The following is a 24,501-nucleotide window of genomic DNA, read 5'->3' on the forward strand; positions in this document are numbered from 1 at the left end:
TGATCTTGGACCGCCATCCTGCCAAGGGTTCCACGCCTGCGCATGTCGAAGATCAGGGAACCGGCCAGACGCCAGACTTCAGAAGGTACCTTCATGAGGTTGTCGAGGCGACGCCACCGGAGGCATTCAGCACCACCCGATCGCGGCCGGCGTACTTGCCTCGATACAGCGCCTGGTCGGCCCGCCGCAACAGGGCTGAGGCGCTCTCGCCCTCCAGTCGCTTGGCCACCCCCAGGGTACAGGTCAACAACACCTGCTCTCCGGTAAGCAGCGTCAATGGCGTCGTCGCCAGCCCCTTGCGAATGCGTTCGGCGATATCCAGCGCCTGATGCTCGTCGCGCTCCTTGAGCAGAATCACGAACTCTTCTCCCCCGTAGCGACACACAGGATCGATGTCGCGCACGACCTCCTCGATCACCTTGCCCAGATGCTGCAGCGCGCGATCGCCCTCGGCATGCCCCCAGCCATCGTTGAATCGCTTGAAGTTATCGATATCCAGCATGATCAACGACAGTGGTCGCCCGCTTACCTCGGCCTGGGCCACCGCAGCGGGCAAGGCTTCGTCGAGATAGCGGCGATTATGCACGCCAGTAAGACCATCGAGATAGCTCATGCCGTGCAACCGCGCCTTCTCCTCCAGCAGCGTCTCTCGCTCGCGCTGCAACAGACTGATGCGATCGGCCAGGGCCAGCGACAAGAGGATGGCCTCCAGCGCGGAACCGATCTGGAAACCGTGCAGCGTCCAGAAGTTGTGGGGGGACAACCCATAGGTCACCAGCAGCAACAGGACCACGCCGACCACCAGCACCGACCACGCCATCAACAGCCATTGCGCGGGGCGAAAGCCACGCCACAAGCCACGCACCGACGACAGCAGAAAAGCCGTTAGCGTCAGCACCCCCAGCAGCGAATAGAACACTACGGTCAAGAAGCTCGGCAGCAGCCAGGCGATGGCGGCGGCCAGCGCCAGGAGCCAGCACAGCCACCGCATCAACGAGTCCACTCTCGGGTCCTGGCGCGCCGTCAGCAGAAAACGCCGGCAGAACTGCAACCCGCAGATGCTGATCACCGACAGAGCCGTCAGCAGCAAGGCCTCGTTCAGGCGTGCCCCCATCTGCGGCAAATAAAGCAGCAGCAAGCCGTTCTGACACAAGAAGTAAGCGCCCGCTCCACTCAAGAACCCCAGATACCAGAGGTAGTTGGTATCGCGAAGACTGAACAGCAGAAGGCTGTTGTAGATCACCAGACCCGCAATCAAGCCGAAATAGAGCCCCTGCCCCAGCAACAAGTCACGCCAGTAACGGTGTAGATCGACGTCATCCAGTACCTGCACATTGAAGCGTATCGCCTGATCGGTCTCGACGCGCAACAGCAGTTCATTCGTTGCCACAGGCAAGCGGAACTGGGGCAAGGCAGCAGCGAGCCCCGGATCATCGGCAAAATGCGTCTCCCTCGCGACGGGGCGACACCCCGAGTCGTCACAGACCAGCAGCTCGACTCCCTGAACCAGCGGATTGGACAGCACCAGGCGCTGCCCGGGGAGTGCACCCACCACCCTCAGTCGCAGCCATACCGGATGCGCCTTGAGTCCTAGGCTGACCTGCTCATCGAGAGACTCTGCGGTAACCGTAGAAAGCGCTCCTTTCTCCGGTGGTTGCTGCCCCTGGTGGTCGAGTACCCACAGCGACACATTGGGCTGTGGGCGTGAGGCCTCCCCCGCCAGCTCCCACGCCAGCAGCACCACCATCGCGGTCAACAAAAGCCACAGCCGCCCCATGCCTCTGCCCGACTCACCTCCGCCGCCCCACTGCATCGCAGCACTCCTTGTCGCCCAGACTCAGTGTAGCCGCTTCCTTCCGGCATACCTTTCCTGCGGCACTGTGCCGCCAGCGAAGTTTCAACCCAGAGGAAGGATAGTGCCCAAATCCCCCAGCAAGGACTCACTTACACGAGACGACCCAACAGGGTTGAGGTAGCGCCCCCGAGGGAGGGAGTGGCAAGGACGTCATATGCGAGTATGCTGGGACCTGAACGTGATGAAAGAACAGGAGATCGCTCACTTCACCAGCAAGGAGGTTCACATGAAGGTCTACAAACCTCAGTGGCAATGTACCCTCAACGTGACCGAGGGCGCAGAGCAGACCGCAAGCTGGAAGAATCGCCTGGCCTGGCAGCTCAGGCAGATGGCAGACCGTCTCGAAGGAGGCCGCCGCACCCTGATTCTGGATGTGGATGTCCAGCCCTCCATCGCCAAGGACGATGTGGATCGTTGCCTGGGCAAGGGCTTTGCCCTTTCCCAGACCCTGATGACCGAGCTGGCCCAGCAGGCCGCCTGCGAGGACATCATGCGTGACGCCAAGGCAGAACTGTACGAGAGCGATTGAACGACAGAGTCCCCGACCGGCGCGGCTTGATGGTGCGCCAGGCCCGGGCCAATAGTCTGCACCTGAACGCACAACACCCGCCAAGTGGCGGGTGTTGTGGTTTTCGAACATTGCACCGACGCCGTCAGGTCGTCGGAGAAGGGATCATTCCCACTCGATCGTCGCCGGCGGCTTGGACGAGACGTCGTAGGTGACGCGGGAGACACCGGACAGTTCGTTGATGATGCGGTTGGAGACCTTCTCCAGCAGTTCGTAGGGCAGGTGGGCCCAGCGGGCGGTCATGAAGTCGATGGTCTCGACGGCACGCAGGGCGATGACCCATTCGTAGCGGCGGCCATCACCGACCACACCGACGGACTTGACCGGCAGGAACACCGCGAAGGCCTGGCTGGTCTTGTGGTACCAGCCGGAGTTGTGCAGCTCTTCAATGAAGATGGCGTCGGCCTCGCGCAGGATGTCGGCGTACTCCTTCTTGACCTCGCCGAGGATACGCACGCCCAGGCCCGGCCCCGGGAAGGGGTGACGGTAGACCATGTCGTAGGGTAGGCCGAGTTCCAGGCCGAGCTTGCGCACCTCGTCCTTGAACAGCTCACGCAGCGGCTCGACCAGCTTGAGCTTCATCGTCTCCGGCAGGCCACCGACGTTGTGGTGGGACTTGATCACGTGGGCCTTGCCGGTCTTGGCGGCGGCCGACTCGATCACGTCCGGGTAGATGGTGCCCTGGGCCAGGAAGTCCACACCCTCGATCTTGGCCGCTTCGCTGTCGAAGACGTCGATGAAGGTGTTGCCGATGATCTTGCGCTTGGCTTCGGGGTCGGCCTCGCCTTCGAGCTTGCCGAGGAACAGCTCTTCGGCGTCGACGCGGATCACCCGTACGCCCATGTGCTGAGCGAAGGTCTCCATCACCTGGTCGCCTTCGTTCTTGCGCAGCAGGCCGTTGTCGACGAACACGCAGGTCAGCTGATCGCCGATGGCCTTGTGCAACAGGGCCGCGACAACCGAGGAGTCGACCCCGCCTGACAGTCCCAGCAGCACGTGGCGGTCACCGACCTGGTCACGCACCCGGGCGATCTGGTCCTCGATGATCTTGGCCGGCGTCCAGTTGCGCTCGGCGCCACAGATCTCCAGCACGAAGTGCTCGAGGATGCGCTGACCCTGCAGGGTGTGGGTGACCTCGGGGTGGAACTGTACGCCGTAGAAGCGCTTTTCCTCCCAGGCCATGGCGGCGATCGGGCAGCTCGGGGTGGAGGCGGTGACGGTGAAGGTTTCCGGCACCTGGGCGACCTTGTCACCGTGGCTCATCCACACGTCCAAAAGGCCGCGCCCGCTGTCCGGATCGACGTGATCCTTGATGTCCTTGAACAGCGCCGTCTCGGCGTCCAGGCGGATCTGGGCGTAGCCGAACTCGCGCTTGTTGGAGCCCTCGACCTTGCCACCCAGCTGCTCGGCCATGGTCTGCATGCCGTAGCAGATACCGAACACCGGCAGCCCCATCTCGAACACGCAGGCCGGCGCTCGCGGCGAGTCCAGCTCGGTCACCGACTCCGGGCCACCGGCCAGGATGATGCCGTTGGGGCGATACTCGCGGATCTCCTCCTCGGTGATGTCGAAAGCGCGAATCTCGGAGTAGACGCCGATCTCGCGAACCCGGCGAGCGATCAGCTGGGTGTACTGGGAGCCGAAGTCGAGGATCAGGATCTTGTGGGCGTGGATATCGGTCATGGGGACTTACCTTGCAGGCAGTGGGGCCGGTGGGCCGAGCAATCGAAAAGCGAAAAGCTGGAAGCGGCGGACCGCTTCCAGCTCAGGGTGACGAGGGGCGAGTCGCCCCGCGCGCCCTCTGGTGCAACGCGTCTGGTGCGATACGCCTGGCGCGTCACGTCAGCGCCTACCCTGCTCGATAGTTGGGCGCTTCCTTGGTGATCTGGACGTCGTGAACGTGGGATTCGTTGAAGCCGGCGCCGGTGATCTTGACGAACTCGGGCTTGGTGCGCATCTCGTCGATGCTGGCACAGCCGGTGTAGCCCATGGAGGCACGCAGGCCACCCATCAGCTGGTGCACGATGGCACCCATCACGCCCTTGTAGGGCACCCGGCCTTCGATGCCTTCCGGCACCAGCTTCTCGACGCCGTCGTCCTTGTCCTGGAAGTAGCGGTCGCTGGAACCCTGGGTCTGGGACATGGCGCCCATGGAACCCATGCCACGGTAGGCCTTGTAGGTACGCCCCTGGAACAGCTCGACCTCGCCCGGCGCCTCCTCGGTGCCGGCCAGCAGGCCACCGACCATGATGCAGCTGGCACCGGCGGCTACCGCCTTGGCGATGTCGCCGGAGAAGCGCACGCCACCGTCGGCGATCAGCGGGATGTCGAACTCCTTGAGCGCCTCGGCCACGTTGGACACCGCGGTGATCTGCGGCACGCCGACACCGGCGACGATGCGGGTGGTGCAGATGGAGCCGGGACCGATGCCCACCTTGACCGCGTCGGCACCGGCCTCGGCCAGCGCCCGGGCGGCGTCGGCGGTGGCGATGTTGCCGCCGATGACCTGGATCTGCGGGAAGTGCTCCTTGACCCAGCGCACCCGCTCGATCACGCCACGGGAATGACCGTGGGCGGTATCGACGACGAGGGCGTCGACACCGGCTTCGGCCAGCGCCTTGACCCGATCAGGGGTTTCCGGACCGGTACCCACGGCGGCGCCGACCAGCAGGCGGCCGTCGGCATCCTTGGCGGCGCTGGGGAAGGTACGCGCCTTCTCGATGTCCTGGAAGGTCACCAGGCCACGCAGGCGGAAGTCGCCGTCCACCACCAGCATCTTCTCGACCCGGTGCTCCTGCATCTTGCCCTTGATGACGTCCAGCGGGGTGCCTTCCGGCACGGTCACCAGGCGATCGCTCGGGGTCATGATGTCGGCGACGCTGTCGCCATGGTTGGGCTGGAAGCGCATGTCACGCTCGGTCACCAGGCCGACCAGGGTCTCGCCCTCGACCACCGGGAAGCCGGAGAAGCCGTGTTCCTTGGCCATCGCCAGCAGGTCCTGCAGCTTGGCCTTGGGTCCGACGGTGACAGGATCCTTGACGATGACGCTCTCGTGCTTCTTGACCTTGCGCACTTCCAGCGCCTGCTGAGCGATGCCCATGCTCTTGTGGATGATGCCGATGCCACCTTCCTGGGCCATGGCGATGGCCAGGCGGGCTTCGGTGACGGTATCCATGGCGGCGGAGGCGAGGGGAATATTGAGGAAGAGGTCGCGAGTCAGGCGGGTCCGGAGACTGACGTCCTTGGGGAGAACGTCGGAATAGCCGGGAACGAGCAATACGTCGTCAAACGTAAGTGCTTCTTGGGCCATACGTAGCATAATCGGCAACACCCACTGAGGCTTTAGAGGGAGGGAAGAAGTTAATCGCCCATTATAACGTTCCGCCCCGGCCTCCGGCAATGTGCCAGCTTGACACATCGATGCTCCTCGGTTGCCATCCGCCGTCTACTCCGGCGCCAGCGCCCCGCTACCCCGTTCGACCGCATCGTTGGCCGCCGGCTCGCCCTGAAAACGCGCTCGCCAGTGGTCGGCGAAGGCCTCCCGGCGGGCAGGATCGACGAAGGCCAGCAAGGTGGCGTTGGGTAGTATCGGGTAGAGCCGCTCCCCCACCTGGGTGCGCAGCCTGGCGGCGGTGTAGGGGCCGGTCACCCCCGGCAGCACGCTGAACAGTGGCGTCTGTCCCGCCAGCACCCGCTGGCCACGCTGACTCAGCAAAAACCTGACGAAGGTCTCGGCGGCCTCGACGTGGGGGGCATCGCGATGCACGAAGGCCATGCGCATCAGCACCAGCGAATAGTCCCTGGGCACCTGCACGATCACCTCGGGATGTTCCTGGGCGTAGACCATGGCGTAGGACCCCAGCAGGTTGTAGCCGAGCCAGTAGCGTCCCTGGCTGAGCCCTTCGAGCATGGCCCGGGTGGTCGTCTCCAGGCGGGTATCGACACGCCCCATGGCGCCGACCAGCTCCCAGAAGCGCGAGGAGTAGCGTGCATCCTGCTGGGCCAGGGTGTAGCCCACCCCGCTGGAAAGCGGCGAGTAGGTGGTCACCTTGCCCGTCAGCCAGCGGGCCTGGGTCGCCAGCAGTGCGTGCAGGTCGCCATGGGTCTGAGGCGGCAGCATATGCCGCGACAGATCCAGCCGATAGGCCATCACCACCGGCTCGAAGGTGAAGGCGAAGACCTCGTCGCGCCAGCGCGCCCACTCGGGCCAGCGCTCGATCTCCGGCCCGTTCAGGCGCCGCGCCAGTCCTTCATTGACCCGGGCCATCTGCCACGGCATCGCCGAGCTGATCACCACGTCCGGCGCTCTGCTCGCCCCTTCGCCCGTCGCCTGGCCTCCCTGAAGATGTCCCACCACGCTGTCGTCCACCTCCCGGGTGGTGCGATCCTCAAAGCGCAGGGGAATCTGGGGATAGGCCTGGCGAAAGGCGTCCAGCAGCGGCGCCACCACGTCAAGATCCAGCGCCGCCGAGATCACCAGCGGATCTTCATCTGTGGGGGTGCGGCTGTCGCCGCTGTGACAGCCACCCAGCAGCAGAAGCATGAGCAGTAAAAGCGGCAGGCACGGCGATACCACCAGGGGCTGCCGCCGTGTGACCTGCGTCGCACAGCGGGCCGGGAGACGTCCACAGGATCGAAGGCGTTGTCCGGGCTGCAGGGACATCAAGTACTCTCTCCTTGATTCACGTCGGCCGCAAAGGCACCGGTGACATCCTGTTCGTCCTTCGCCAGCGGCAGCCACAGCACCACCTCGAGTCCCTGCGGCGAGCGGTTGGCGAATTGCACGCGGGCGCCCATGCGCCGGGCGGTGGTATCGACGATGGCAAGACCAAGCCCGGAGCCCTCGGTGTCCTGGCGCCCACCCCGCTGAAACGGCTGCCCCAGCGTCGCCAGCGCCGCGTCGGCGACACCAGGGCCGTCGTCGACGATCGACAACCGCGCCCAGTCGCCCTCGCGCGACAGATGCAGGGTGATCTCGCAACCTGTCGGCGTGTAGCGCAGGGCGTTGTCGATCAGGTTGCCCAGGGCTTCGCGCAGTGCCCAGTCCTCGACACAGACCTTCAGCGGCTCGGCTGGCAGGCTGCCAAGCCCGAGGTCATGCTCCGCCGCCCGCTCCCGCGCCGCCCAGTCCAGGGCGACGTCGCGTACCAGCTCACCCAGGTCGAGCGCAGGCAGCGCCGTCTCCCGGTCGAGGTGGCGCAGTCGCGCCAGCGACAGCAATTGGCCGGCCAGTCGGCTGGTGTCCTCGGCCCGGGCGTGAACGCGCGTGAGCGCCTGGCGCCATTCATCCGGATCACTGCTGCGAAGGCCCAGCTCGCTGACGGTCTTGAGTCCCGCCAGCGGCGTCTTGAGCTGGTGGCTGGCGTCGGCGGTGAAGCGCAGAAGATCCTCGCGGCCCTGGCGCTGACGGGCGAACAGGTGGTTCAAGGCCTGGGCGAGCTCATGAAGCTCCCTGGGCACCCTGGCCGCCAGCGGACTGAAGTCATCGGCGCCGCGTCCACGAATCTGGCGGCGCAGGCGGCGCAGGGGAGACAGCGCCGCGCGCATGGTCAAGCCCATCAGCACCCCGGTCAGCAGCACCATGGCAATAAAGCGCGACAGCGAACGCTCGAACAGTGAGCGGGCCAGGGCTCGGCGCCCCTCGAGGGTATGCCCGACCCACACCTGCACCGGCAGCTGGGTGACCCAACCCGCCGAGGCCACCCGCTGGGCATGCAGACGCAGCTCTCCCAGCGTCGTGGTCAAGTCCCGCGACATACCGCCTTCATCCAGCGCCTGCTGCCAGGCGACGGGGATGTCCACCGGCCAGTTACGCGACAGCGTCCTGCCTTCATCGTCCAGCACCGCGTAGAACACCCGCGCCTGGCTGTCGGTGGCGAGGATCTGCAGCGCCGCCGCCGGCACCACCACCTGGGGGATGCCGTCCTGCCAGCGCACCGCCTCGGCGATGGTCAGCGCCGCCGCCTGCAACTGGGCGTCGAAGGCCCGCGCCGCCGCCCGCTGACTGCTGACCCAGGCCTCCACCATCAGCGCCAGCCCCAGCACTCCGACGGTGACCACCAGCCAGCCACCGAGCCGACGCTTGAGTGATCCCTCGACCTCGATCACCCGTCGTCCTCTTCCAGACGGTAGCCGAGACCGCGAAAGGTGCGGATGCGCAGACCTGCGCCCTTGAGCCGCTTGCGCAGCCGGCTGACGTAGACCTCCAGGGCATTGGAGCCCACCTCGCCGAAGCCGAAAAGTCGCCCTTCCAGGGTCTCGCGAGGCGCGATGGCTCCAGCGTGCAGCAACAGGCTTTCGACCAGCAGCAATTCGCGATGGGGCAGCGCCATGGGCTCGCCGAACAGACTGGCGGCGCCGCTGGCCGGATCGAAGGACAAGGGACCCAGGCCAAGACGGTTGTCGGCACGCTGCTGGCTGCGCCTGAGCAGCGCGCGTACCCGCGCCTCAAGTTCGGCCAGCTCAAAGGGCTTGGCCAGGTAGTCATCGGCGCCCAGGTCGAGTCCCCTGACCCGGTCATCCAGGGCGTCCCGGGCGGTCAGGATGATCACCGGGGTGCGATCGCCCGCGTCACGCAACTCGGCCAGCAGTGACAGGCCGTCGCCGTCGGGCAGGCCGATGTCCAGAAGCATCAGGTCGACCCCACCCTGGCGCAGCGCCGCCCTGGCATCACTGCAGCAGGCGAACACCTCCACGGTATTGCCAAGGGGGGTCAGGGCCTCGACCAGCGAGCGGCTGATGAGGGCATCATCTTCGACGACGAGAAGGCGCATGCGACTAATGTCTTATCCAGGCAGGGAGGGCATGACAGGTTGATGAAAGCTAGTCGGCCTAGCATCTCTCACGCTAAAGCACCCCGGTTTCATCAACCCATAATAATAGTTGTCAGGAGTCCGCATGAAGAATATCACAGCTCTGCCCGCCGCCCTGCTGCTCGGCGCCAGCCTCAGCGTCGGCACCGCCCAGGCCGCCGACGAGGCCGAATGCATCGCCCCGGCCAAGCCCGGCGGTGGCTACGACCTGACCTGCCGGCTGGCCGCCAATGGCCTGCTCGAGACCGGACTGATCGAGGACCCGATGCTGGTCACCTACATGCCCGGCGGCATCGGTGCGGTGGCCTACAACCACGTCAACGGCGTGCGCACCGACGACCCCAACCTGATCGTCGCCGCCAGCACCGGCGCTGCGGTCAACCTGGCGCTGGGCAAGTTCGGCCAGTACGACGCCAGCGAAGTGCGCTGGGTCGGCGCCCTGGGGGTCGACTACGGCGCCATCGTGGTCAAGGCCGACGCGCCCTGGCAGACCCTGGATGAGCTGATGACGGCGCTGCAGGAAGACCCCACCCAGGTCGCCTTCGGCGCCGGTGGCAGCGTGGGCAGCCAGGACTGGATGAAGGCCGCGCTGACCGCCAAGGCCGCCGACGTCGACCCGCGCAGCCTGCGCTACGTGGCCTTCGAGGGTGGCGGTGAGGCCCTGGCCGCACTGCTCGGCAACCATATCCAGGTGTTCTCCGGTGACCTGTCGGAGCTCAAGTCCCAGCTCGAGAGCGGCGACATCCGCGTGCTGGCGGCGCTGTCCGAGGAGCGCATGGGCGGCCCCTACGCCGAGATTCCCACCGCCGCCGAACAGGGTTACGACGTCCAGTGGCCGATCTGGCGCGGCTACTACATGGGCCCCGAGGTCAGCGACGAGGCCTACCAGGCCTGGGTCGAGCGCCTCGAGAACCTGGCCGGCAACGAGACCTTCGCCGAACTGCGCGAAGCTCGCGGCCTGTTCCCCATGGCCCGCTTCGGTGACGACTTCGACGGCTACGTCAAGGATCAGGTCGCCGGCTTCAAGGAGCTGGCCACGGAAGTGGGTCTGACCCAATGAGTATCGCCGCCGACCGCTGTCTGGGTATCGCCCTGATGGGGTTGGCGGCGTTTACCGCCGTCAACGCCCTGTCCCTCGAGGTGCCCTTCAGCTACGACCCCGTCGGCCCCAAGGCCTTTCCGCTGGGGCTCTCCATCCTGCTGGGGCTGCTGTCGCTGGTGCTGGTGATACGTCCGGGAGAAAACGGCCACTGGCCCGACAAGCGCCTGGGATTGCGCCTGATCGGCGTGCTGGTGCTGCTGCTGGTCTACGCCGTGCTGTTCCCGCGCCTGGGCTTTTTGTTGAGCTCGATGCTGGTGATCGCCGCCCTGGCCTGGCTGTTCGAGGCCAGTCCGCTCAAGGCCGTGGCCACCGGTGTGCTGATGGCGCTGGGCGGCCAGTGGCTGTTCACCCATGGCCTTGGCATCGGCCTGCCCGGCCTGCCGTGGTAGCGCGAACCGCCGCCCTGAAGCCAGCTCCTGTAACAGCTCAGCTGCCAGCGCTGCCCCAGCCCTGACCGCCACCGATCCCTGATCAAGGTGTTCCCATGTTCGACTTTCTTATTGAAGGCTTCGGCGTCGCCCTGACGCCGCTCAATCTTGGCCTGGCCTTCCTCGGCGCGCTGCTGGGCACCCTGTTCGGCGCCCTGCCGGGCATCGGGCCAATCAACGGCATCGCCATCCTGATGCCGCTGGCCTACACCCTGGGCCTGCCCGCCGAATCCGCGCTGATCCTGCTGGCCGGCATCTACACCGGTGCCGAGTACGGCGGGCGCATGTCCAGCATCCTGCTCAATGTGCCCGGCGACGCCGGCGCGGTGATGACCACCCTCGATGGCCATCCGCTGGCCAAGCGTGGCCTGGCCGGTCCGGCGCTGGGCCTGTCGGCGGTGGCGTCGTTTGTCGGCGCCACCATCGCCATCATCGGCCTGACCCTGTTCGCCCCGCTGCTGGCCCGGGTGGCGGTGATGTTCGGCCCCGCCGAATTCTTCGCGCTGATGGTGTTCGCCTTCTCGTCGATGTCGGTGATGATGGGCAAGGACCCGATCAAGACCGCCATCGGCGCCGTACTCGGCGTGCTGATCGGCACCGTCGGCGTCGACTCCGGCACCGGCGTGATGCGCTACACCTTCGGCATGCCGGAGCTCTATGACGGTATCGACTTCGTGGTGATGATCATCGGCCTGTTCGCCATCAGCGAGATCCTGCTGATGCTCGAGCACGCCCATCGCGACGACGTCGATGACACCCTGCCGCCGCTGGGCCGGGTGTTCGTCAGCCTCAAGGAAGTGATGGCCTGCAAGGGCACCATGCTGCGCTCCGGCGTGCTCGGCTTCATCATAGGCGTACTGCCCGGGACCGGCGCCTCGGTGGCCGGTGCGGTGTCCTACACCACCGAAAAGCGGCTGGTGGACAAGGACAACACCTTCGGCACCGGCGACATGCGTGGCCTGGCGGCGCCCGAAGCGGCCAACAACGCCTCCGCCGCAGGCTCCTTCGTACCGATGCTGACTCTGGGCATCCCTGGCTCCGGCACCACCGCGGTGCTGCTCGGCGCGCTGATGCTCTACAACATCACCCCGGGTCCGATGATGTTCACCGACAACCCGGAGGTCGCCGGTGGCCTGATCGCCTCGCTGTACATCGGCAACCTGGTGTTGCTGGCGCTCAACCTGCCGCTGGCCGGGGTCTTCGCCAAGGTGCTGACCATCCCGCGCTGGGTGCTGGTGCCGGCCATCGCCGTGCTATCCTTCGTCGGGGTCTATCAGCTGCATTCCGACCTGACCGCCATCTATCTGATGCTCGTCATCGGTGTCTTCGGCTACCTGCTGCGCAAGCTCGGCTTCTCGCTGGCGCCGGTCATCCTCGGCTACGTGCTGGGCGGCCTGATGGAAGAGAACCTGCGTCGGGCGTTGGCGATCAGCGGTGGCGACACCGCCATCCTGTGGCAGTCCGGCATCTCGCTGTCGCTGTGGATCGCCGCCTCGGCACTGCTTGTACTGCCCTGGCTGGTACCCAAGCTGCTCAAGCAACGGCCCTCGAGCCAGGCTTGATGCAACGGGCTTCAGGGCCATGCTCGAGTCGCCCCGGCAAAGGCCCTGGCATCGCTCTCGGCATAGATCTCGGCATCGCTCTTGTGTGGCCCGCACGAAGCCCCAGCGTAGCCCTTATGTAGCCCTTATGTAGTCCCTGCGCGGCGCCATCTGGCGCCGCGCGCCGTCGTCAGGCTCGATCACCACCACCTGTGCACAGAGTACAGGCAACGCACACAGGAGACGCCATGCCCGCCGCCCCCTCACTCCTTCCCCCCGGCGCCTGGCGCTTCCTGCCCACACTGGCCCTGGGCAGCCTGGGCGGGGTCATCGCCTACCTGATCGACCTGCCGCTTCCGTGGCTGCTCGGCGCCCTGATCACCACCACCCTGGCGAGCCTCGCCGGGGTGCGCCTGGGCTCGCCGGGACGGTTGCGCAAGGGGGTTCTGGTGGTCATCGGGGTGATGCTGGGCTCGGCCTTCACCCCGGAGCTGTCCGGCGATATCACCGCCTGGGCCGCCAGCGCCGCAATCATGCTCGCCGCCACCGCGGTAATGATGGTGGTGGCGGTGGCCTTCAGCTACCGCGTGGCCGGTCACTCGCTGGACACCGCGCTCTACGCCGGCGCCCCGGGCGGACTGTCGGCGCTGTTGATGATGGCCCACGAGTCTGGCGCTGACCTGCGCGCCGTCGGTATCACCCACGCGGTGCGTATCCTGGTGCTGCTGCTGGCGATTCCACCGATCCTCGGCCTGTTCGGCCACGTGGATCTGGCCGGCGCCAGCAACGGGCCGGCCCAGTGGAGCCAGCTACCCTCGCTCGCCGGCACCGCCTGGCTGGTGGTAGCGGCGGTGCTCGGCGCCGTGGTCGGCCGGGTGCTGCGCCTGCCCAACGCCCTGCTGTTCGGCCCGGCGCTGGTGTCGTCGCTGCTGCACTTTTCCGGGCTGACCCACGCGGTGCTGCCACCGGCGCTGATCGCCCTGGCTCAGGTAGTCATCGGCACCTCGGTGGGCGTGCGCTTCGTCGGCGTGGCGCTGTCCGACATGGCGCGACAGCTGGGACTGGCGGTGGTCCAGGCGCTGATCCTGGTGGTGCTGGCGGTGGCGGCAGCCTGGGTCGGCCAGGCGCTGACCGGCATCTCGGTGGCCGCGGCACTGCTGGCCTACATGCCGGGTGGGGCGCCGGAGCTGAGCCTGGTGGCGCTGTCACTGAACATCGAACCGGCCTTCGTCACCTCCCACCATCTGCTGCGCATCACCGTTCTGCTGGTGGCGTTGCCGCCGCTGGTGGGCTGGGCCCATCGCCGCCTCAGGGCCTGACGGCATCTGGATTCTGGCGTGGCGCCTGGGCTCAGGCGTGGGCGTTCAGGAACGTCATCAACCGGGGAAAGACCTCACGGTCGACCCGGGCGCCCATGAACACGTCCTGATGACCGTAGCCGTCGATGATCGCGAGCTCATGGCGGCCCGGGGCGGCCTCCTCCAGGGCCCGGTGGCAGTGCACGTTGCTGTCGGTGAAGACGCGATTGTCGCGTCCCGTCAGCAACAGGCAGGGGGTATCGACGCGGCGCGCCTCGAGCAGGTAGTCGTCGGGTAGCGCGGCGTATTCGGGTGCCTCGCGCATCTTCACCGTGCGATGGCCCCGGCCCAGCATCTTCAAGACATGACGGTGATAGTTGAGCCCTACCGGGCCGTAGAGGTCACCACCCCGTCGGTGGGTGCGCTCGTCCAGGTTCTCGTGGTTGTACAGTGCCGGCCAGCCGGTGCCCCACATCAGTGACAGCATATGGCAGGCCGGCACGTCGCATTCGCGGTGGAACAGCGATACGCCTTTCGACAACAGCTTGCCCAGCGTGAATCTTGGATCCTCGCTCCAGCGCGGGCTGACGTAGGGCTGCTGGAAGATGCGCTCGATCACGAAGGGAAAGATGTGGCCCTTGATCCTCGACCAGCGCGGTACATGGGGCGTCAGCGCAACGCTGTTGAGGATGCAGGAGCGAATGCCGCTGACGGTGCCGCCGAACAGTGCCATGGCAAAGCCCATCGAGCCGAGACAATGAGCGATCACGTGCAGCTCGACGTCGTCACCGGCGACCTGACGGATCTTTGCCACCGCCGCGGGAAAGTCAAACAGCGCACAGTCATCCATGGAGTAGCGGTTGGGCTGCAGGTTGTAGGGGTGGCGGTTGCTCATGCGGAAGTCCAGCGTCCACACCTCGTCGACCCCTTCGTCCAAAAGGAAGCTGACCAGATTGCGATGCTCGGGCTGGATGAACATGTCGCTGGAGGTGGTCAGGCCATGAACGATCATCACCGCCATGCGCCCCTGGCCACGCCGAAAGCGCAGCAGCGACAGCCCCAGGCCATCCTCGGTACAGAAGCCGTGTTGGGTGACCTCGGCGTCGACAACGCCGTCGAGGGTGTAGAGGGGGATCTCGCGGGCCATGATGTTACCTCCCGGTGGGTCGCCGCTTCCGTCTGCTAGGCCAGCATCCGCGCCATGGCGCGCTCGGCCAGGGCGGCGATGGTGCGCGAGGGATTGAGCCCCAGCGCGCGCGGCACGATGGCACCGTCGAGCACGTACAGTCGCGGATAGCCGAACACCTCCCCGGCATGGTCGACCACCCCGTCCCAGCGATTCTCTCCCATGGGACAACCGCCCAGCGGATGCGGGGTGATCAAATAGTCCAGCAGGCGCCAGCTCGGTGGCTCGATGGCGACGCCTCCGGTGGCCGCACTCAGGCGCTTGTGGCGTTCGCACAGCGCCTGCACCGTGGCCCGGGACGCGGCCACCCGATAGTCCAGGCTCAACGACGGCTCTCGCTCCAGCCAACGCCGCGTCAGCCTCAGCACCCCGTCGGCGGTGTCCATGCCCTGGCCGAACCAGGGCATCAGGCAGCGATCGGGATCATTCTCCTTTAGCGCCTCGGCCAGCACCGCACGCCAGCCACCCCGCAACATGCTCGCTGTGGCCGAGCGCGACAGCAATTGCGTCAAGGCGTGGGCGATCAAGTCAGGGTAGCCGCCGTCCTCGACGAAGTAGCGCTCACCGCCGTCGCTGCCGTCGAGATAGTCGATGGCGGCGCTGATGGTCGGCCCGCGACAAGCATCGATGCGTCTGTTCGGGTAGATCGCGGGGGTCAGGAAATCGCCATTGGCGCACCAGTGATGGCCGAGCAGCGGCGACAGTTCCGGCAGGGTGCGGTACTGGTCCCTGGCCCGCAGCAACAGCTCGGTGGACCCCAGCGAGCCGGCGGCAAGGATCACCCGCTCGGCGCGCTCGTGACGGATCGTCGGCGCGCCTTCCAGATGCTGAAAGGTCACCCGATAGCCCCCGGACTCCGGCACCAGCGATCGCACCATGCTCAATGGACGGACCTGTGCCCCCAACTGCTCCGCCCGGGCCAGGTAATTCAGGTCAAGGGTATTGCGGGCCCCCACCGGGCAGCCGATATCGCAATAGCCGCAGTGGATGCAGGTCCCCTGTTCCTTGCCGTGGACATTGAGGGTCTGCCGACTGTGTCGACGGTGGTGAGGCTCACTGAGCTGATAGTTCCAGTCGGGGTCGAAACGCACCGCCAGCGGCAAGGGGCGAAAGCGATCGCCGTCTCCGCTGCGCACGGCGGCCTCCTGGACCAGTCGATAGCGCTCGCTGACCTGGCCCGCGGGGACCTCGGCCACCTCCAGCATCTGGCCTACCCGGTCCTGGTAGGGGACGAGCTCATCGAAGTCGATCGCCTCCGGCCAGCCACTGTCGAAGGCGAAGCGCTCAGCCGGCACCGAGACATTGGCGTAGACCAGCGAACCACCACCCACGCCAGCGCCCTGTGCCACCGCCATGCGCGAAAAGAAGCGCAGGTCGAGCCAGCCATGACGCTCCCGAGGGGCGTCCACATCGAAACACCAGTCATCATCCGGCCCCCGGGGAAAGTCCTCGCGCTCCCAGCGTCTTCCGCGCTCAAGCACCAGCACCTTGAGCCCGGCCTCGGCGAGCCGGCAGGCCGCCACGGCCCCACCAAACCCTGACCCCACCACGATGGCGTCGTAGTTCATGCCTCGGGCTCCCGGCGAATGACCCAGGGCGCATAGAGGTGCCACAGTTCACCAAAGAAGAAGCGACCGAAATCCGCCACCGTGCGCAGGTCCCCTTGGCCCGTCGGCGTCATGGTCTTGAGCATGGCCATCAACTCGGCCACGCCCAGGTGCAGGATGCCCGCCCCGAGAATGTCGGCCGTGGCGCTCTCGCCCTCGTGCAGGGTGGTATAGAGGGTGGTGGTATCGCGCCAGAGATCAGGCCCCGGATCGTCGTTGACCCGCTTCACCCCGTGCAGGAACAATCGCCGCTCATCCAGTTCCAGAACCGCGTCGTAGACCATCTGACGCCCCGCCCCGGGGCCCTGGGAAAACAACTGAAAGTCACCCTCGAGAATCACCAGCCCGAGGCCCAGCGGGGCAAAATCGACGACACCACCCAGCCTGCCGTGGTGGCGGTCGTCGGCCAGGAAGGCGCTCATGTCATCGATCTGGACCTTGGCGTGGAGGGCCAGTTCGGTGCCTTCTGTATGCCCCAGCCGTTCACCGCGCTCGGGCGCCTGGCTTCCGAGCGAAAAATGGCCTCGCATGGTTTCCTCGAACAGCAATCCCGCCAGCATGGGGTTAGTCGTATTCACCGCCATTTCTCCAGGAAAGGACCTGCTCTTGCGCCTGTCGTCCGGGCCGCCCGCCCTTTGGCGACCGGCCCGTCAGCACTCTTCCAACGAGCACTCTTCCGACGAGCGCTCTCCAGCCCAGCGCCCTTCAGCCCCGCTTTCGACATTGCCGCTACCGGCCATATCGCTCGCTACCAGGGCACCAGCGCCAGATCGTTATAGGGCACCACGGAGCCATCGGGGTCCGTCACCCTGACTTCATCGCCGTAGCGATCGATCACCTTGACCCGCAGACGGTGGTGAGCGCGGTCCAGCTCCAGGCGACAGAAGTTTTCCTGCTGATAGAAGCCAAAGGCCCGGTAGTGCAGCGTCATGTCACCATCAAACAGCGGAAAGCCATCCACCTGACCGGGCAGACGGGAGTCGTGAACAAAACCGTTGGGGTCCCCGTCGGCCCAGAAGAACGGCCAGTACAGCGCCGAGGAGGTGACGTCATACAGCCGTCGCGGCTCGCCGCCGCCCCCTTCCACCACCATCTCGGCGATATTGGCGCAGTGCACGTCGCCGCTGAGGAAGATCACGTTGTCGATGCCGGCCTCGACGATATGTTCGACCAGCGCCTTGCGGGTGGCCGGAAACCCCGACCAGCTATCGCTTTCGGCACGCCGGGAGAGGTTGGTCCGCACCAGATCCGTCGGCGCCTGGGCGTCATGGCCATCCAGGGCCGGATCGAGCCTTTCATCCAGCGGACTGGGCGCGAACACCGTCGAGGTAACGACAAACTTGGGCATCGCGCCGCAGCGGGCCTGCTGGTCGCTCAGCCACCTGAGCAGCACGTCCAGCTGGGAAGGATGCTGGGGGTCGATGCTGGGCCGTCCCAGCAGATGGTTGTCCATCACCCGGTTCTCGCGACCGTAGGTACGATGGGTACGGGTGTCACAGACGAAGAAGGGATAGCCGCCGCAGTCGAAGTGATAGTGCAGATGACGCCCGAAGCTGCGCGGGCAGTGTGACCACTGGTAGCTCATGTAGGCGCCAATGGCGACATTGAACAGCTCGCGCTTGGCGGCGAGGCGGTCACGATGCCAGTTGTCCTCGATCTCGTGGTCATCGAGGATCATGTACACCGGTGCCTGGCGCAGGAAGTGGCGCATCTGCGGGGAACCAAAGGCCTGGCGATAGCGGTCCTGAAACTCGGCGAAGGTCTCGGCGCGACCGATCGGCACGAAGCGACTGTACTGATCGGCGTAGATCTGATCGCCCACCAGCAGGCTGAAGCGCGCCGCCGGCCGACTGCCTCGACGCCTCAAGTGACTGGCCATGGGGCCGAAGATGCGATCGGCTTCCTTGGTCTTCCACAGGGTACCGGGATAGCGACAGGACCCCAGCAGAAAGGCCAGTCGTGGCTCCACTGCGGCGGCGAAGGTGGTGAATTCGGCCTCGCAGTGCTCGCCATCGAGGTCGGCGAGCAGCGACGCCATGCCGTTGACGTCGGGCAGCCTGGCGGCGATCTGGGCGTCACTCAGGCTTTCCACATCGGGCGTCGTGTCATCCAGGGTGAGGGTCGCGACACGCACCTTGTAGCGGGTATCGGGCGTCAACGGCACCACCCCATCGGGCTGGCCCAGCGGCGCCACGCCATCGATCGCTCCCAGACCTTCCTCGGCCCCCAGCTCGAAGGTTCCGGTACGATCAAACTCCCGGTGCAGACGAAAATAGAAGGCGTGGGGACGTGACGGATCACCGTCGATCAGGCGGGGCAAGCCATTGTCCTCGACCACCGCCAGCAGGCCCACGGTACGCAAGGACGCGGTCAGGTCGACGCCATCATCATTGGGAGCGATACCGCGAACCCACAACCGACAGCTGTGAGCCGTGGTGTGCCCCACGATAGGCCCGATATCGGGCGCGCGAAGTCCCGACATGTGCCCTCCTCCGTCGCAGCGGCGCGTGCGAGGCAGACCGGTTGCCCGCCTGTCCCGTTAAGCGTAGTTCGACTTTGCTGAAGCGGCGACCTGGGCTCTGGTAACCTGTCACTTGCCAGCGTGGTCCTGCCAGTCGCTGATGCTCGCCGATTCTCTTCAATGCCAGCCCAGGAAGCCTCCATGACAGCGACGTCGGATAGCGCCCAGGACGTACTCTCGGTCAGCGACCTCAATCGACGCGCGCGCGCTACGCTGGAAGCCGATCTCGGCGAACAGTGGATCGAAGGCGAGCTGTCGGGGGTCTCGCGCCCGGCCTCGGGGCACGTCTACTTCACCCTCAAGGATGAACGCGCCCAGGTGAAGGCGGTGCTGTTTCGCACGCGTGGACGCTTTGTGTCGACGCCCATGCGTGACGGTGATCTGGTGCGGGTGCGCGCCCGAGTCTCGCTGTTCGAGCCCAGGGGCGACTACCAGTTGATCGTCGAGGCGGTGCAGGCCGCCGGAGCCGGCGCCCTGCTCGCCGCCCTGGCGGCGCTCAAGCAACGCCTGGGCGACCAGGGGGTCTTCACCAACGCTCGCTCGCTGGCCTTTCCCCCGCGACATCTGCTGGTGCTGACCTCCGCCAGCGGCGCCGCCCTGCGCGACGTGCTGGCGGTACTCCGGGCACGCTGGCCGCTGGTCACGGTGACCCTGATACCGGTACCGGTCCAGGGGGCCGAGGCGGCGCCCGCGATCATCGCCGCCCTGGGCCTGCTCAATCGCCAGGCGACGCTGGACCAGGACCGGGACGTGGTGCTGATCACCCGTGGCGGCGGCAGTCTCGAGGATCTGTGGGCCTTCAACGATGAACACCTGGCCCGAGCGATCCACCACTCGCGCCTGCCGGTGATGTCTGCGGTGGGCCACGAGACCGACCAGAGCCTGTCGGATCTGGCCGCCGACGCCAGCGCACCGACGCCCTCCGCCGCCGCCGAACGTCTGGTGCCCTCGCGCCAGGAACTGACGGCCCGGCTAACCCAGGCAGACAATCGTCTGAAGGGTGCACAAGCACGCCTGTTGCAGCGGGAAGGCCAGCGGCTGGATCACCTGCGCTCGCGCCTGCGTCACCCCGGCGAGGCGATCGCACGTCAGCGCGATAGTCTTGGCCAGCTGAAGGAACGCCTCGGACGCGCCATCAGCGGTCGAGTGGTCGCCGAGCGGCGCCGCCAGACAGACCTGGCTCACCGTCTGTCGCTGCGCTCGCCCGGACTCACCCTGGACGAGAATCGGCGCCAACTGAGCCGCTTGAGACGCCGTCTCGACGGCGCCCAGCGGCTATCGCTGGTCCATCGGCGCGAGCGCCTGGCAGCCGCCGCCCGGGAGTTGCAGGCGGTCAGTCCGCTGGCCGTATTAGGTCGTGGCTACGCCATCCTCACCGCCAGCGACGGCCAGGCGGTGCGCCGTGCCGATCAGGCCGCGCCCGGCCAGCGACTGCACGCTCGTCTCGCCGATGGCGAGCTGGACGTCGAGGTGATCGAGACATGGCCGGCAGCCGAGCAGGCCCCGGACAACCGATCCGACGACGAGGCCTAGGGCTTGTCTGAAAAGTGCCTGCGCTCGGTAATACAGCGTTAAAAATCGGATCAAAATGCTCATTTACACCCCGTAAACTGCGCTTTCTCACCGATTTTTGCCTTGTCTAACCTTCGCTCGTCGACTTTTCGGACAGCGCCTAGGTTGTCGGTATCTTGCCGGCGGCACCTTGCCGGCGGCACCTTGGCGGCGAACCGCCGCCGGCTGAAGCAGCCGGACGGGGCCGGAGTGGGGATCTTCGGGGGCTCGGCCCATCGGACCAAGCCTGCCCATCGGGCTAGCGACAAGGGCTTGCCACCCCCGGCTTGAACGAGGCGGGTTCCAGCTCGTGGCGGGACAATAGCTTGTAGAAGTCGGTACGGTTACGTCCGGCGATGCGCGCCGCCTGGGTCACGTTGCCCTCGGTAATCTTCAGCACCTTGACCAGGTAGCTACGCTCGAATCCTGCGCGAGCGTCGTTGAAGGTCGGCATGGCGTTGTCTTCCGCCGCCAGCGCCTGGGCCACCAGGGCTTCCGGGATCATCGGCGCACTGGACAGTGCCACGCACTGCTCGACCACGTTGACCAGCTGACGCACATTGCCGGGCCAGGCACAGGTTGCCAGCAGATTGAGCGCCTCCGGCGAGAACCCCTTGACGAAGGGCTTGTGGCGCGACGCCGCCTGGGCTACCAGATGCTTGACCAGCAGCGGCACGTCCTCGGCGCGATCCTTGAGCGCCGGCAGCTTCAGGTTGACCACGTTGAGGCGATAGTAGAGATCCTCACGGAACTCACCTTCATGCATGGCCTGATCCAGATCGCGATGGGTCGCCGACAGCACCCGCACGTCCACCGGCACCGACGTGGTGGAGCCCACCGGGCGCACCTGACGCTCCTGCAGTACCCGCAGCAGCTTGACCTGGATCGCCAGTGGCATGTCGCCGATCTCGTCCAGGAACAGGGTGCCACCGTCGGCCGCCTGGAACAGCCCGCCGTGTTCGCTGATGGCCCCGGTGAAGGCGCCCTTGGCGTGGCCAAACAGCTCGCTTTCCAGCAACTGCTCCGGCAGCGCGCCGCAGTTGATCGCGATAAAGGGCTTGTCGGCGCGGGCGCTGGCTTTGTGGATGGCATTGGCCAGCAGCTCCTTGCCGGAGCCCGATGGTCCAGTGACCAGCACGCTGACATCGGACCCCGCCACCATCCGCGCCTGCTCGAGAATACGCTCCATTTCAGGGCTGCGGGTGATGATCTCGTCGCGCCAGCTATCATCACCTTCGCCGCTGCTAGCGGTATTGGACAGGGCATCGTCGATGGCCCCGAACAGCTCTTCGCGGTCCACCGGTTTTGTCAGAAAGCTGAACACGCCCTGGCGAGTGGCGCTGACCGCATCCGGAATCGAGCCATGGGCAGTCAGGATGATCACCGGCAGGCCGGGCATGCGCCGCTGGATATCCTGGAACAGCGCCATGCCGTCCATTTCATCCATGCGCAGGTCGGACAGCACCAGATCCGGCCGCCCTTCTTCCAGCCGTTTGAGCGCCTCGCGACCGCTCTCGGCGGTGGTCACCCGGTAGCCGCGGCTTTCCAGGCGCATGCCCAGAAGCTTCAGCAGGCTGACATCATCGTCTACCAGCAGTACATGGGCCGATGTCCTGGCGTTCGCGGTCGCTGCGACTTGCTTCATATCACCGTCTCCACAATTTCACTCCATCCGCTGTCGCTGGTTGGTGCTCTGCTCTCATTCCGCCTGCTGTCGCAGATTGATGTTCTGTTCGATGGCGGTCATCGCATCGAGCTTGTCTGCCAGTTCCTTGTTTTCCTGGCGTAGCCGAGCCACCTCGCCATGATGGCGACCGGCGCGGTCATCCAGGGCGCGCCGCCCTTCGAGTTCATTGAGCCAGTAGCGCAGCAGGGGCTGGAGTTCAACGGGCGCCAGGCTCAGGTCCGCCTTGTACAGCTCCGAGGCCTGGTCCCACTGGGCTTCGCTGCCCCAGCTCAAGGCCACGGCGCGCCCCAGGCGTTGCTCGGGCGCATGACCTTCCAGCCGCGCCAGCATGGCGTCACGCCACTGGCGATCGCCACGCTGGGAGGCCAGACCGAAGGCGATCCAGTCGGTCAACATGCAAGAGGACTCGGCAAAGGTCGGCACCTCTGCATGGCAGGTGGTCAGATCAAGCGCTTCGACCGCCGGTGTTTCGTCACCGACTGACTCGATAGGCAGCATTTCACAACCGCTGATCACCAGCATCAGACTGACAACAGCGGCAGGGCCGACGACTCGGGTAAGCGAGCGTCGAGGTGTCAGGGTCACACCCCTTGAGTTCATAGCGTCAGGTTCCTTGCGTCCTGACCCGTCAATGCGGGCCTTGTATCGTTATGTAGGCCGTAATGTCGGCCATCTTCCGGTGGTGCTGCCGGCAGCGTCAGTCGAAAGCACACCGGCCACTCGGGATCATCGATCAGCTCGAGCCGGCCGTGCTGTAGACGAGCGCAGTCGGCCGCCACGGAGAGTCCGATGCCGGAGCCCTTGAGCGCACCCTTGCGTCGTGCTCGTCCTTGGTAGAAGGCCTCGAAAAGGTGGTCACGGTCCTGCTCGGCGATCGGCTCGCCGGTGTTGGCCACCTCGAGCTCGAGCCTGTCGTGGCGTGCACGGGCGCGAATCAGCAGCTTGCCACCATCCTCACCGTAAGCCACGGCGTTGGACACCAGATTATCGAGCAATCGGGCGGTGGCCTGATGATCGGCACGCCACTGCAGCGGGCCCGAGAACACTTCGACCGCCATTTCCTTGGACTGCAGGCTCAATCGATGCTTGGCCAGCACCTCGCGTGCCACCGTGGCCATGTCGAGGCGCTCGATGGCCGCACTGCGGTGGTGCTGCAACAGATTATAGTCGAGCAGTTGCTCGATCAGGCGCTGCAGTTCGGCGCCGCTGGCGTCGATCAGGTCCAGCACTTCACGCTGACGCGGGCTCAACTCACCGGCCACGCCATCGGACAAAAGCGCCGATCCCTCACGAACGCTGGCCAGCGGTGTCTTCAGTTCATGGGACATATGGCGCAGGAACTGCTGTTTCTGGGCTTCGAGTTCTTCCAGGCGATGGGTCAACCAGTCGAGCCTCTCGCCCAGCGCTACCAGCTCCGCAGGGCCCTGAACGTGGCGCTGCTGGCTGTCCTGATAGCCACTGCCGATGCCGAGGATGCGCCGCTCGAGCTGACGCACCGGGCGTATGATCAAGCGGGTGAACAACAGCATCAGCATCAGACTCGCCGAGACCAGCGCCCCGGTCTGCCACCACAGGCGTTGCTGCACTTGTCGAGCACGTTCACGGATGGCGTCCAGGCGTAGATCGATACGCCTGTTGGTGGCCTGGCGCATACCCTCGACGTGTCGGGAAAAAGCTACAAAGTCGTCGAGCGAAGCCGCGTAGGCCTCCGGCGGCTGTTGCGGCAGGGTCGCGAGTTCGTCGAGCAGGCGTTCCAGCGCCTGGATGTCGGGGTCATCGGGCAGCAGCAGGCGCTGGCGCGCCAGCAACTCACGGAACTCGGCCAGACGATCGGCATAGATGTCGAGCAGGCTTTCTTCCTGGATCACCGCGTACTGGCGCGCACCACGCTCCATTTCCACCGCCAGCGACCCCAGGGTGCGTGCCCGACGCGTCTCGGACACCGCCTGACGAGCGCTGACCTCGGCCAGCCGCGACAGCTCCGACAGCGCCTGACCAGCCTGGTACATCAGCACACCAAGCGGCAGCATGACCACCACGAAGGCCAGCAGCACCAGTTGCAACAACGAGCGGGGGCGCCAACGGCGCGTGGCAGCAGAGGTCATGACCAGAGTTCTGTGAAGGAAGGTGAATGAAGCGTCCATCAATCCATCCAGAAGAATACCAGAATTGGCCCATTACCCCCGCGTCAAACGCTCAGCCGACTTCGCAAAAAACCGTATGAAAAAAAAGGGGCCGGCTAGGCCGGCCCGAATACGCAGGGAACTGAAGGGTCGAAAACAGATCAATCGATGGCCTGGTCCGCCCATTGAACGGTTTTCGGGTGGCCCGAAGGGCCCGAAGCC

19 protein-coding genes are annotated in these 24,501 nt (G+C 65.9%); 6 read left to right on the forward strand and 13 right to left on the reverse strand.

The window, feature by feature from the left end; all coding sequences use genetic code 11:
- Positions 1–91: 91 nt before the first annotated feature.
- Positions 92–1,813, reverse strand: a complete 1,722-nt coding sequence (locus EBB56_RS06250; RefSeq protein ID WP_124803388.1) for a GGDEF domain-containing protein — start codon at positions 1,811–1,813, stop codon at positions 92–94.
- A gap of 268 nt (positions 1,814–2,081) precedes the next feature.
- Here EBB56_RS06250 and EBB56_RS06255 point away from each other — a divergent pair, with 268 nt between their 5' ends.
- Entirely contained in the window at positions 2,082–2,384 is a 303-nt protein-coding gene (locus tag EBB56_RS06255) for a hypothetical protein (protein ID WP_045991267.1), read from the forward strand.
- 144 nt (positions 2,385–2,528) lie between these two features.
- On the opposite strand, the gene guaA is transcribed toward EBB56_RS06255, so the two are convergent.
- The 5 genes from guaA to EBB56_RS06280 all read right to left on the reverse strand — a co-directional run bounded on the left by guaA (position 2,529) and on the right by EBB56_RS06280 (position 9,196).
- The gene (gene guaA / locus EBB56_RS06260; RefSeq protein ID WP_045991086.1) at positions 2,529–4,106 is read right to left on the reverse strand and encodes a glutamine-hydrolyzing GMP synthase; all 1,578 of its coding nucleotides are present in this window, start codon (positions 4,104–4,106) and stop codon (positions 2,529–2,531) included.
- A 166-nt stretch (positions 4,107–4,272) separates the two neighbouring features.
- A complete protein-coding gene (gene guaB, locus EBB56_RS06265) occupies positions 4,273–5,742 on the reverse strand; it encodes an IMP dehydrogenase (protein WP_045991087.1) in 1,470 nt (489 codons plus the stop codon).
- A gap of 126 nt (positions 5,743–5,868) precedes the next feature.
- Positions 5,869–6,966, reverse strand: coding sequence for an ABC transporter substrate-binding protein (locus tag EBB56_RS06270; protein ID WP_108449979.1), 1,098 nt, complete (start codon positions 6,964–6,966; stop codon positions 5,869–5,871).
- Between the two features lie 119 nt (positions 6,967–7,085).
- Positions 7,086–8,531, reverse strand: a complete 1,446-nt coding sequence (locus tag EBB56_RS06275; protein WP_108449947.1) for a sensor histidine kinase — start codon at positions 8,529–8,531, stop codon at positions 7,086–7,088.
- Positions 8,528–9,196 (reverse strand): response regulator, encoded by a 669-nt coding sequence (locus tag EBB56_RS06280; RefSeq protein ID WP_045991089.1) that lies wholly within the window; start codon positions 9,194–9,196, stop codon positions 8,528–8,530. The genes EBB56_RS06275 and EBB56_RS06280 overlap by 4 nt, the downstream gene beginning before the upstream one ends.
- A 124-nt stretch (positions 9,197–9,320) precedes the next feature.
- On the opposite strand from EBB56_RS06280, the gene EBB56_RS06285 reads away from it, so the two are divergent.
- From EBB56_RS06285 to EBB56_RS06300, 4 genes are all read left to right on the forward strand, one after another.
- Positions 9,321–10,295 (forward strand): tripartite tricarboxylate transporter substrate binding protein, encoded by a 975-nt coding sequence (locus EBB56_RS06285; RefSeq protein WP_108449946.1) that lies wholly within the window; start codon positions 9,321–9,323, stop codon positions 10,293–10,295.
- Complete coding sequence (locus EBB56_RS06290; RefSeq protein ID WP_045991090.1) at positions 10,292–10,726, forward strand: tripartite tricarboxylate transporter TctB family protein; 435 nt, start codon at positions 10,292–10,294, stop codon at positions 10,724–10,726. Before EBB56_RS06285 ends, EBB56_RS06290 begins: the two co-directional genes overlap by 4 nt.
- 95 nt (positions 10,727–10,821) lie before the next feature.
- On the forward strand, positions 10,822–12,327 hold the full coding sequence (locus tag EBB56_RS06295) for a tripartite tricarboxylate transporter permease (protein WP_045991091.1): 1,506 nt from the start codon (positions 10,822–10,824) through the stop codon (positions 12,325–12,327).
- 227 nt (positions 12,328–12,554) lie between these two features.
- On the forward strand, positions 12,555–13,625 hold the full coding sequence (locus EBB56_RS06300) for an AbrB family transcriptional regulator (RefSeq protein WP_124803390.1): 1,071 nt from the start codon (positions 12,555–12,557) through the stop codon (positions 13,623–13,625).
- Between the two features lie 31 nt (positions 13,626–13,656).
- Here the strand turns inward: EBB56_RS06300 and EBB56_RS06305 are convergent, their stop codons facing one another.
- From EBB56_RS06305 to EBB56_RS06320, 4 genes are all read right to left on the reverse strand, one after another.
- Positions 13,657–14,751, reverse strand: a complete 1,095-nt coding sequence (locus EBB56_RS06305) for an alpha/beta hydrolase (protein ID WP_124803392.1) — start codon at positions 14,749–14,751, stop codon at positions 13,657–13,659.
- Between the two features lie 35 nt (positions 14,752–14,786).
- Entirely contained in the window at positions 14,787–16,358 is a 1,572-nt protein-coding gene (locus tag EBB56_RS06310; protein WP_124803394.1) for a GMC oxidoreductase, read from the reverse strand.
- Positions 16,355–16,975, reverse strand: coding sequence for a hypothetical protein (locus tag EBB56_RS06315; protein WP_124803396.1), 621 nt, complete (start codon positions 16,973–16,975; stop codon positions 16,355–16,357). Before EBB56_RS06315 ends, EBB56_RS06310 begins: the two co-directional genes overlap by 4 nt.
- 170 nt (positions 16,976–17,145) lie before the next feature.
- Positions 17,146–18,879, reverse strand: a complete 1,734-nt coding sequence (locus EBB56_RS06320; RefSeq protein WP_124803398.1) for an alkaline phosphatase D family protein — start codon at positions 18,877–18,879, stop codon at positions 17,146–17,148.
- Between the two features lie 180 nt (positions 18,880–19,059).
- On the opposite strand from EBB56_RS06320, the gene xseA reads away from it, so the two are divergent.
- On the forward strand, positions 19,060–20,451 hold the full coding sequence (gene xseA, locus EBB56_RS06325) for an exodeoxyribonuclease VII large subunit (RefSeq protein ID WP_124803400.1): 1,392 nt from the start codon (positions 19,060–19,062) through the stop codon (positions 20,449–20,451).
- 277 nt (positions 20,452–20,728) lie between these two features.
- Here xseA and glrR read toward each other — a convergent pair whose 3' ends face one another.
- Genes glrR through EBB56_RS06340 form a run of 3 tightly spaced genes read right to left on the reverse strand, consistent with a single transcriptional unit; the run spans position 20,729 to position 24,261 of the window.
- The gene (gene glrR / locus EBB56_RS06330) at positions 20,729–22,114 is read right to left on the reverse strand and encodes a two-component system response regulator GlrR (protein ID WP_124803402.1); all 1,386 of its coding nucleotides are present in this window, start codon (positions 22,112–22,114) and stop codon (positions 20,729–20,731) included.
- A gap of 54 nt (positions 22,115–22,168) precedes the next feature.
- Positions 22,169–22,756: a hypothetical protein gene (locus EBB56_RS06335; protein WP_231498601.1), complete on the reverse strand. Its 588-nt coding sequence runs from the start codon at positions 22,754–22,756 to the stop codon at positions 22,169–22,171.
- The gene (locus tag EBB56_RS06340; RefSeq protein WP_124803404.1) at positions 22,753–24,261 is read right to left on the reverse strand and encodes a sensor histidine kinase KdpD; all 1,509 of its coding nucleotides are present in this window, start codon (positions 24,259–24,261) and stop codon (positions 22,753–22,755) included. The genes EBB56_RS06335 and EBB56_RS06340 overlap by 4 nt, the downstream gene beginning before the upstream one ends.
- Positions 24,262–24,501: the final 240 nt, after the last annotated feature.

It is taken from the genome of Halomonas sp. YLB-10 (genome assembly GCF_003856855.1).
Classification (GTDB): domain Bacteria; phylum Pseudomonadota; class Gammaproteobacteria; order Pseudomonadales; family Halomonadaceae; genus Halomonas; species Halomonas litopenaei.

Coding starts and splice junctions, on each gene's coding strand:
- xseA (WP_124803400.1), top strand. CDS start 19,060: ATGACAGCGACGTCGGATAGCGCCCAGGACGTACTCTCGGTCAGCGAC.
- EBB56_RS06300 (WP_124803390.1), top strand. CDS start 12,555: ATGCCCGCCGCCCCCTCACTCCTTCCCCCCGGCGCCTGGCGCTTCCTG.
- glrR (WP_124803402.1), bottom strand. CDS start 22,114: ATGAAGCAAGTCGCAGCGACCGCGAACGCCAGGACATCGGCCCATGTA.
- EBB56_RS06295 (WP_045991091.1), top strand. CDS start 10,822: ATGTTCGACTTTCTTATTGAAGGCTTCGGCGTCGCCCTGACGCCGCTC.
- EBB56_RS06255 (WP_045991267.1), top strand. CDS start 2,082: ATGAAGGTCTACAAACCTCAGTGGCAATGTACCCTCAACGTGACCGAG.
- EBB56_RS06250 (WP_124803388.1), bottom strand. CDS start 1,813: ATGCAGTGGGGCGGCGGAGGTGAGTCGGGCAGAGGCATGGGGCGGCTG.
- guaA (WP_045991086.1), bottom strand. CDS start 4,106: ATGACCGATATCCACGCCCACAAGATCCTGATCCTCGACTTCGGCTCC.
- EBB56_RS06270 (WP_108449979.1), bottom strand. CDS start 6,966: ATGCTTCTGCTGCTGGGTGGCTGTCACAGCGGCGACAGCCGCACCCCC.
- EBB56_RS06290 (WP_045991090.1), top strand. CDS start 10,292: ATGAGTATCGCCGCCGACCGCTGTCTGGGTATCGCCCTGATGGGGTTG.
- EBB56_RS06340 (WP_124803404.1), bottom strand. CDS start 24,261: ATGACCTCTGCTGCCACGCGCCGTTGGCGCCCCCGCTCGTTGTTGCAA.
- EBB56_RS06285 (WP_108449946.1), top strand. CDS start 9,321: ATGAAGAATATCACAGCTCTGCCCGCCGCCCTGCTGCTCGGCGCCAGC.
- EBB56_RS06320 (WP_124803398.1), bottom strand. CDS start 18,879: ATGTCGGGACTTCGCGCGCCCGATATCGGGCCTATCGTGGGGCACACC.
- EBB56_RS06280 (WP_045991089.1), bottom strand. CDS start 9,196: ATGCGCCTTCTCGTCGTCGAAGATGATGCCCTCATCAGCCGCTCGCTG.
- EBB56_RS06335 (WP_231498601.1), bottom strand. CDS start 22,756: ATGAACTCAAGGGGTGTGACCCTGACACCTCGACGCTCGCTTACCCGA.
- guaB (WP_045991087.1), bottom strand. CDS start 5,742: ATGCTACGTATGGCCCAAGAAGCACTTACGTTTGACGACGTATTGCTC.
- EBB56_RS06310 (WP_124803394.1), bottom strand. CDS start 16,358: ATGAACTACGACGCCATCGTGGTGGGGTCAGGGTTTGGTGGGGCCGTG.
- EBB56_RS06305 (WP_124803392.1), bottom strand. CDS start 14,751: ATGGCCCGCGAGATCCCCCTCTACACCCTCGACGGCGTTGTCGACGCC.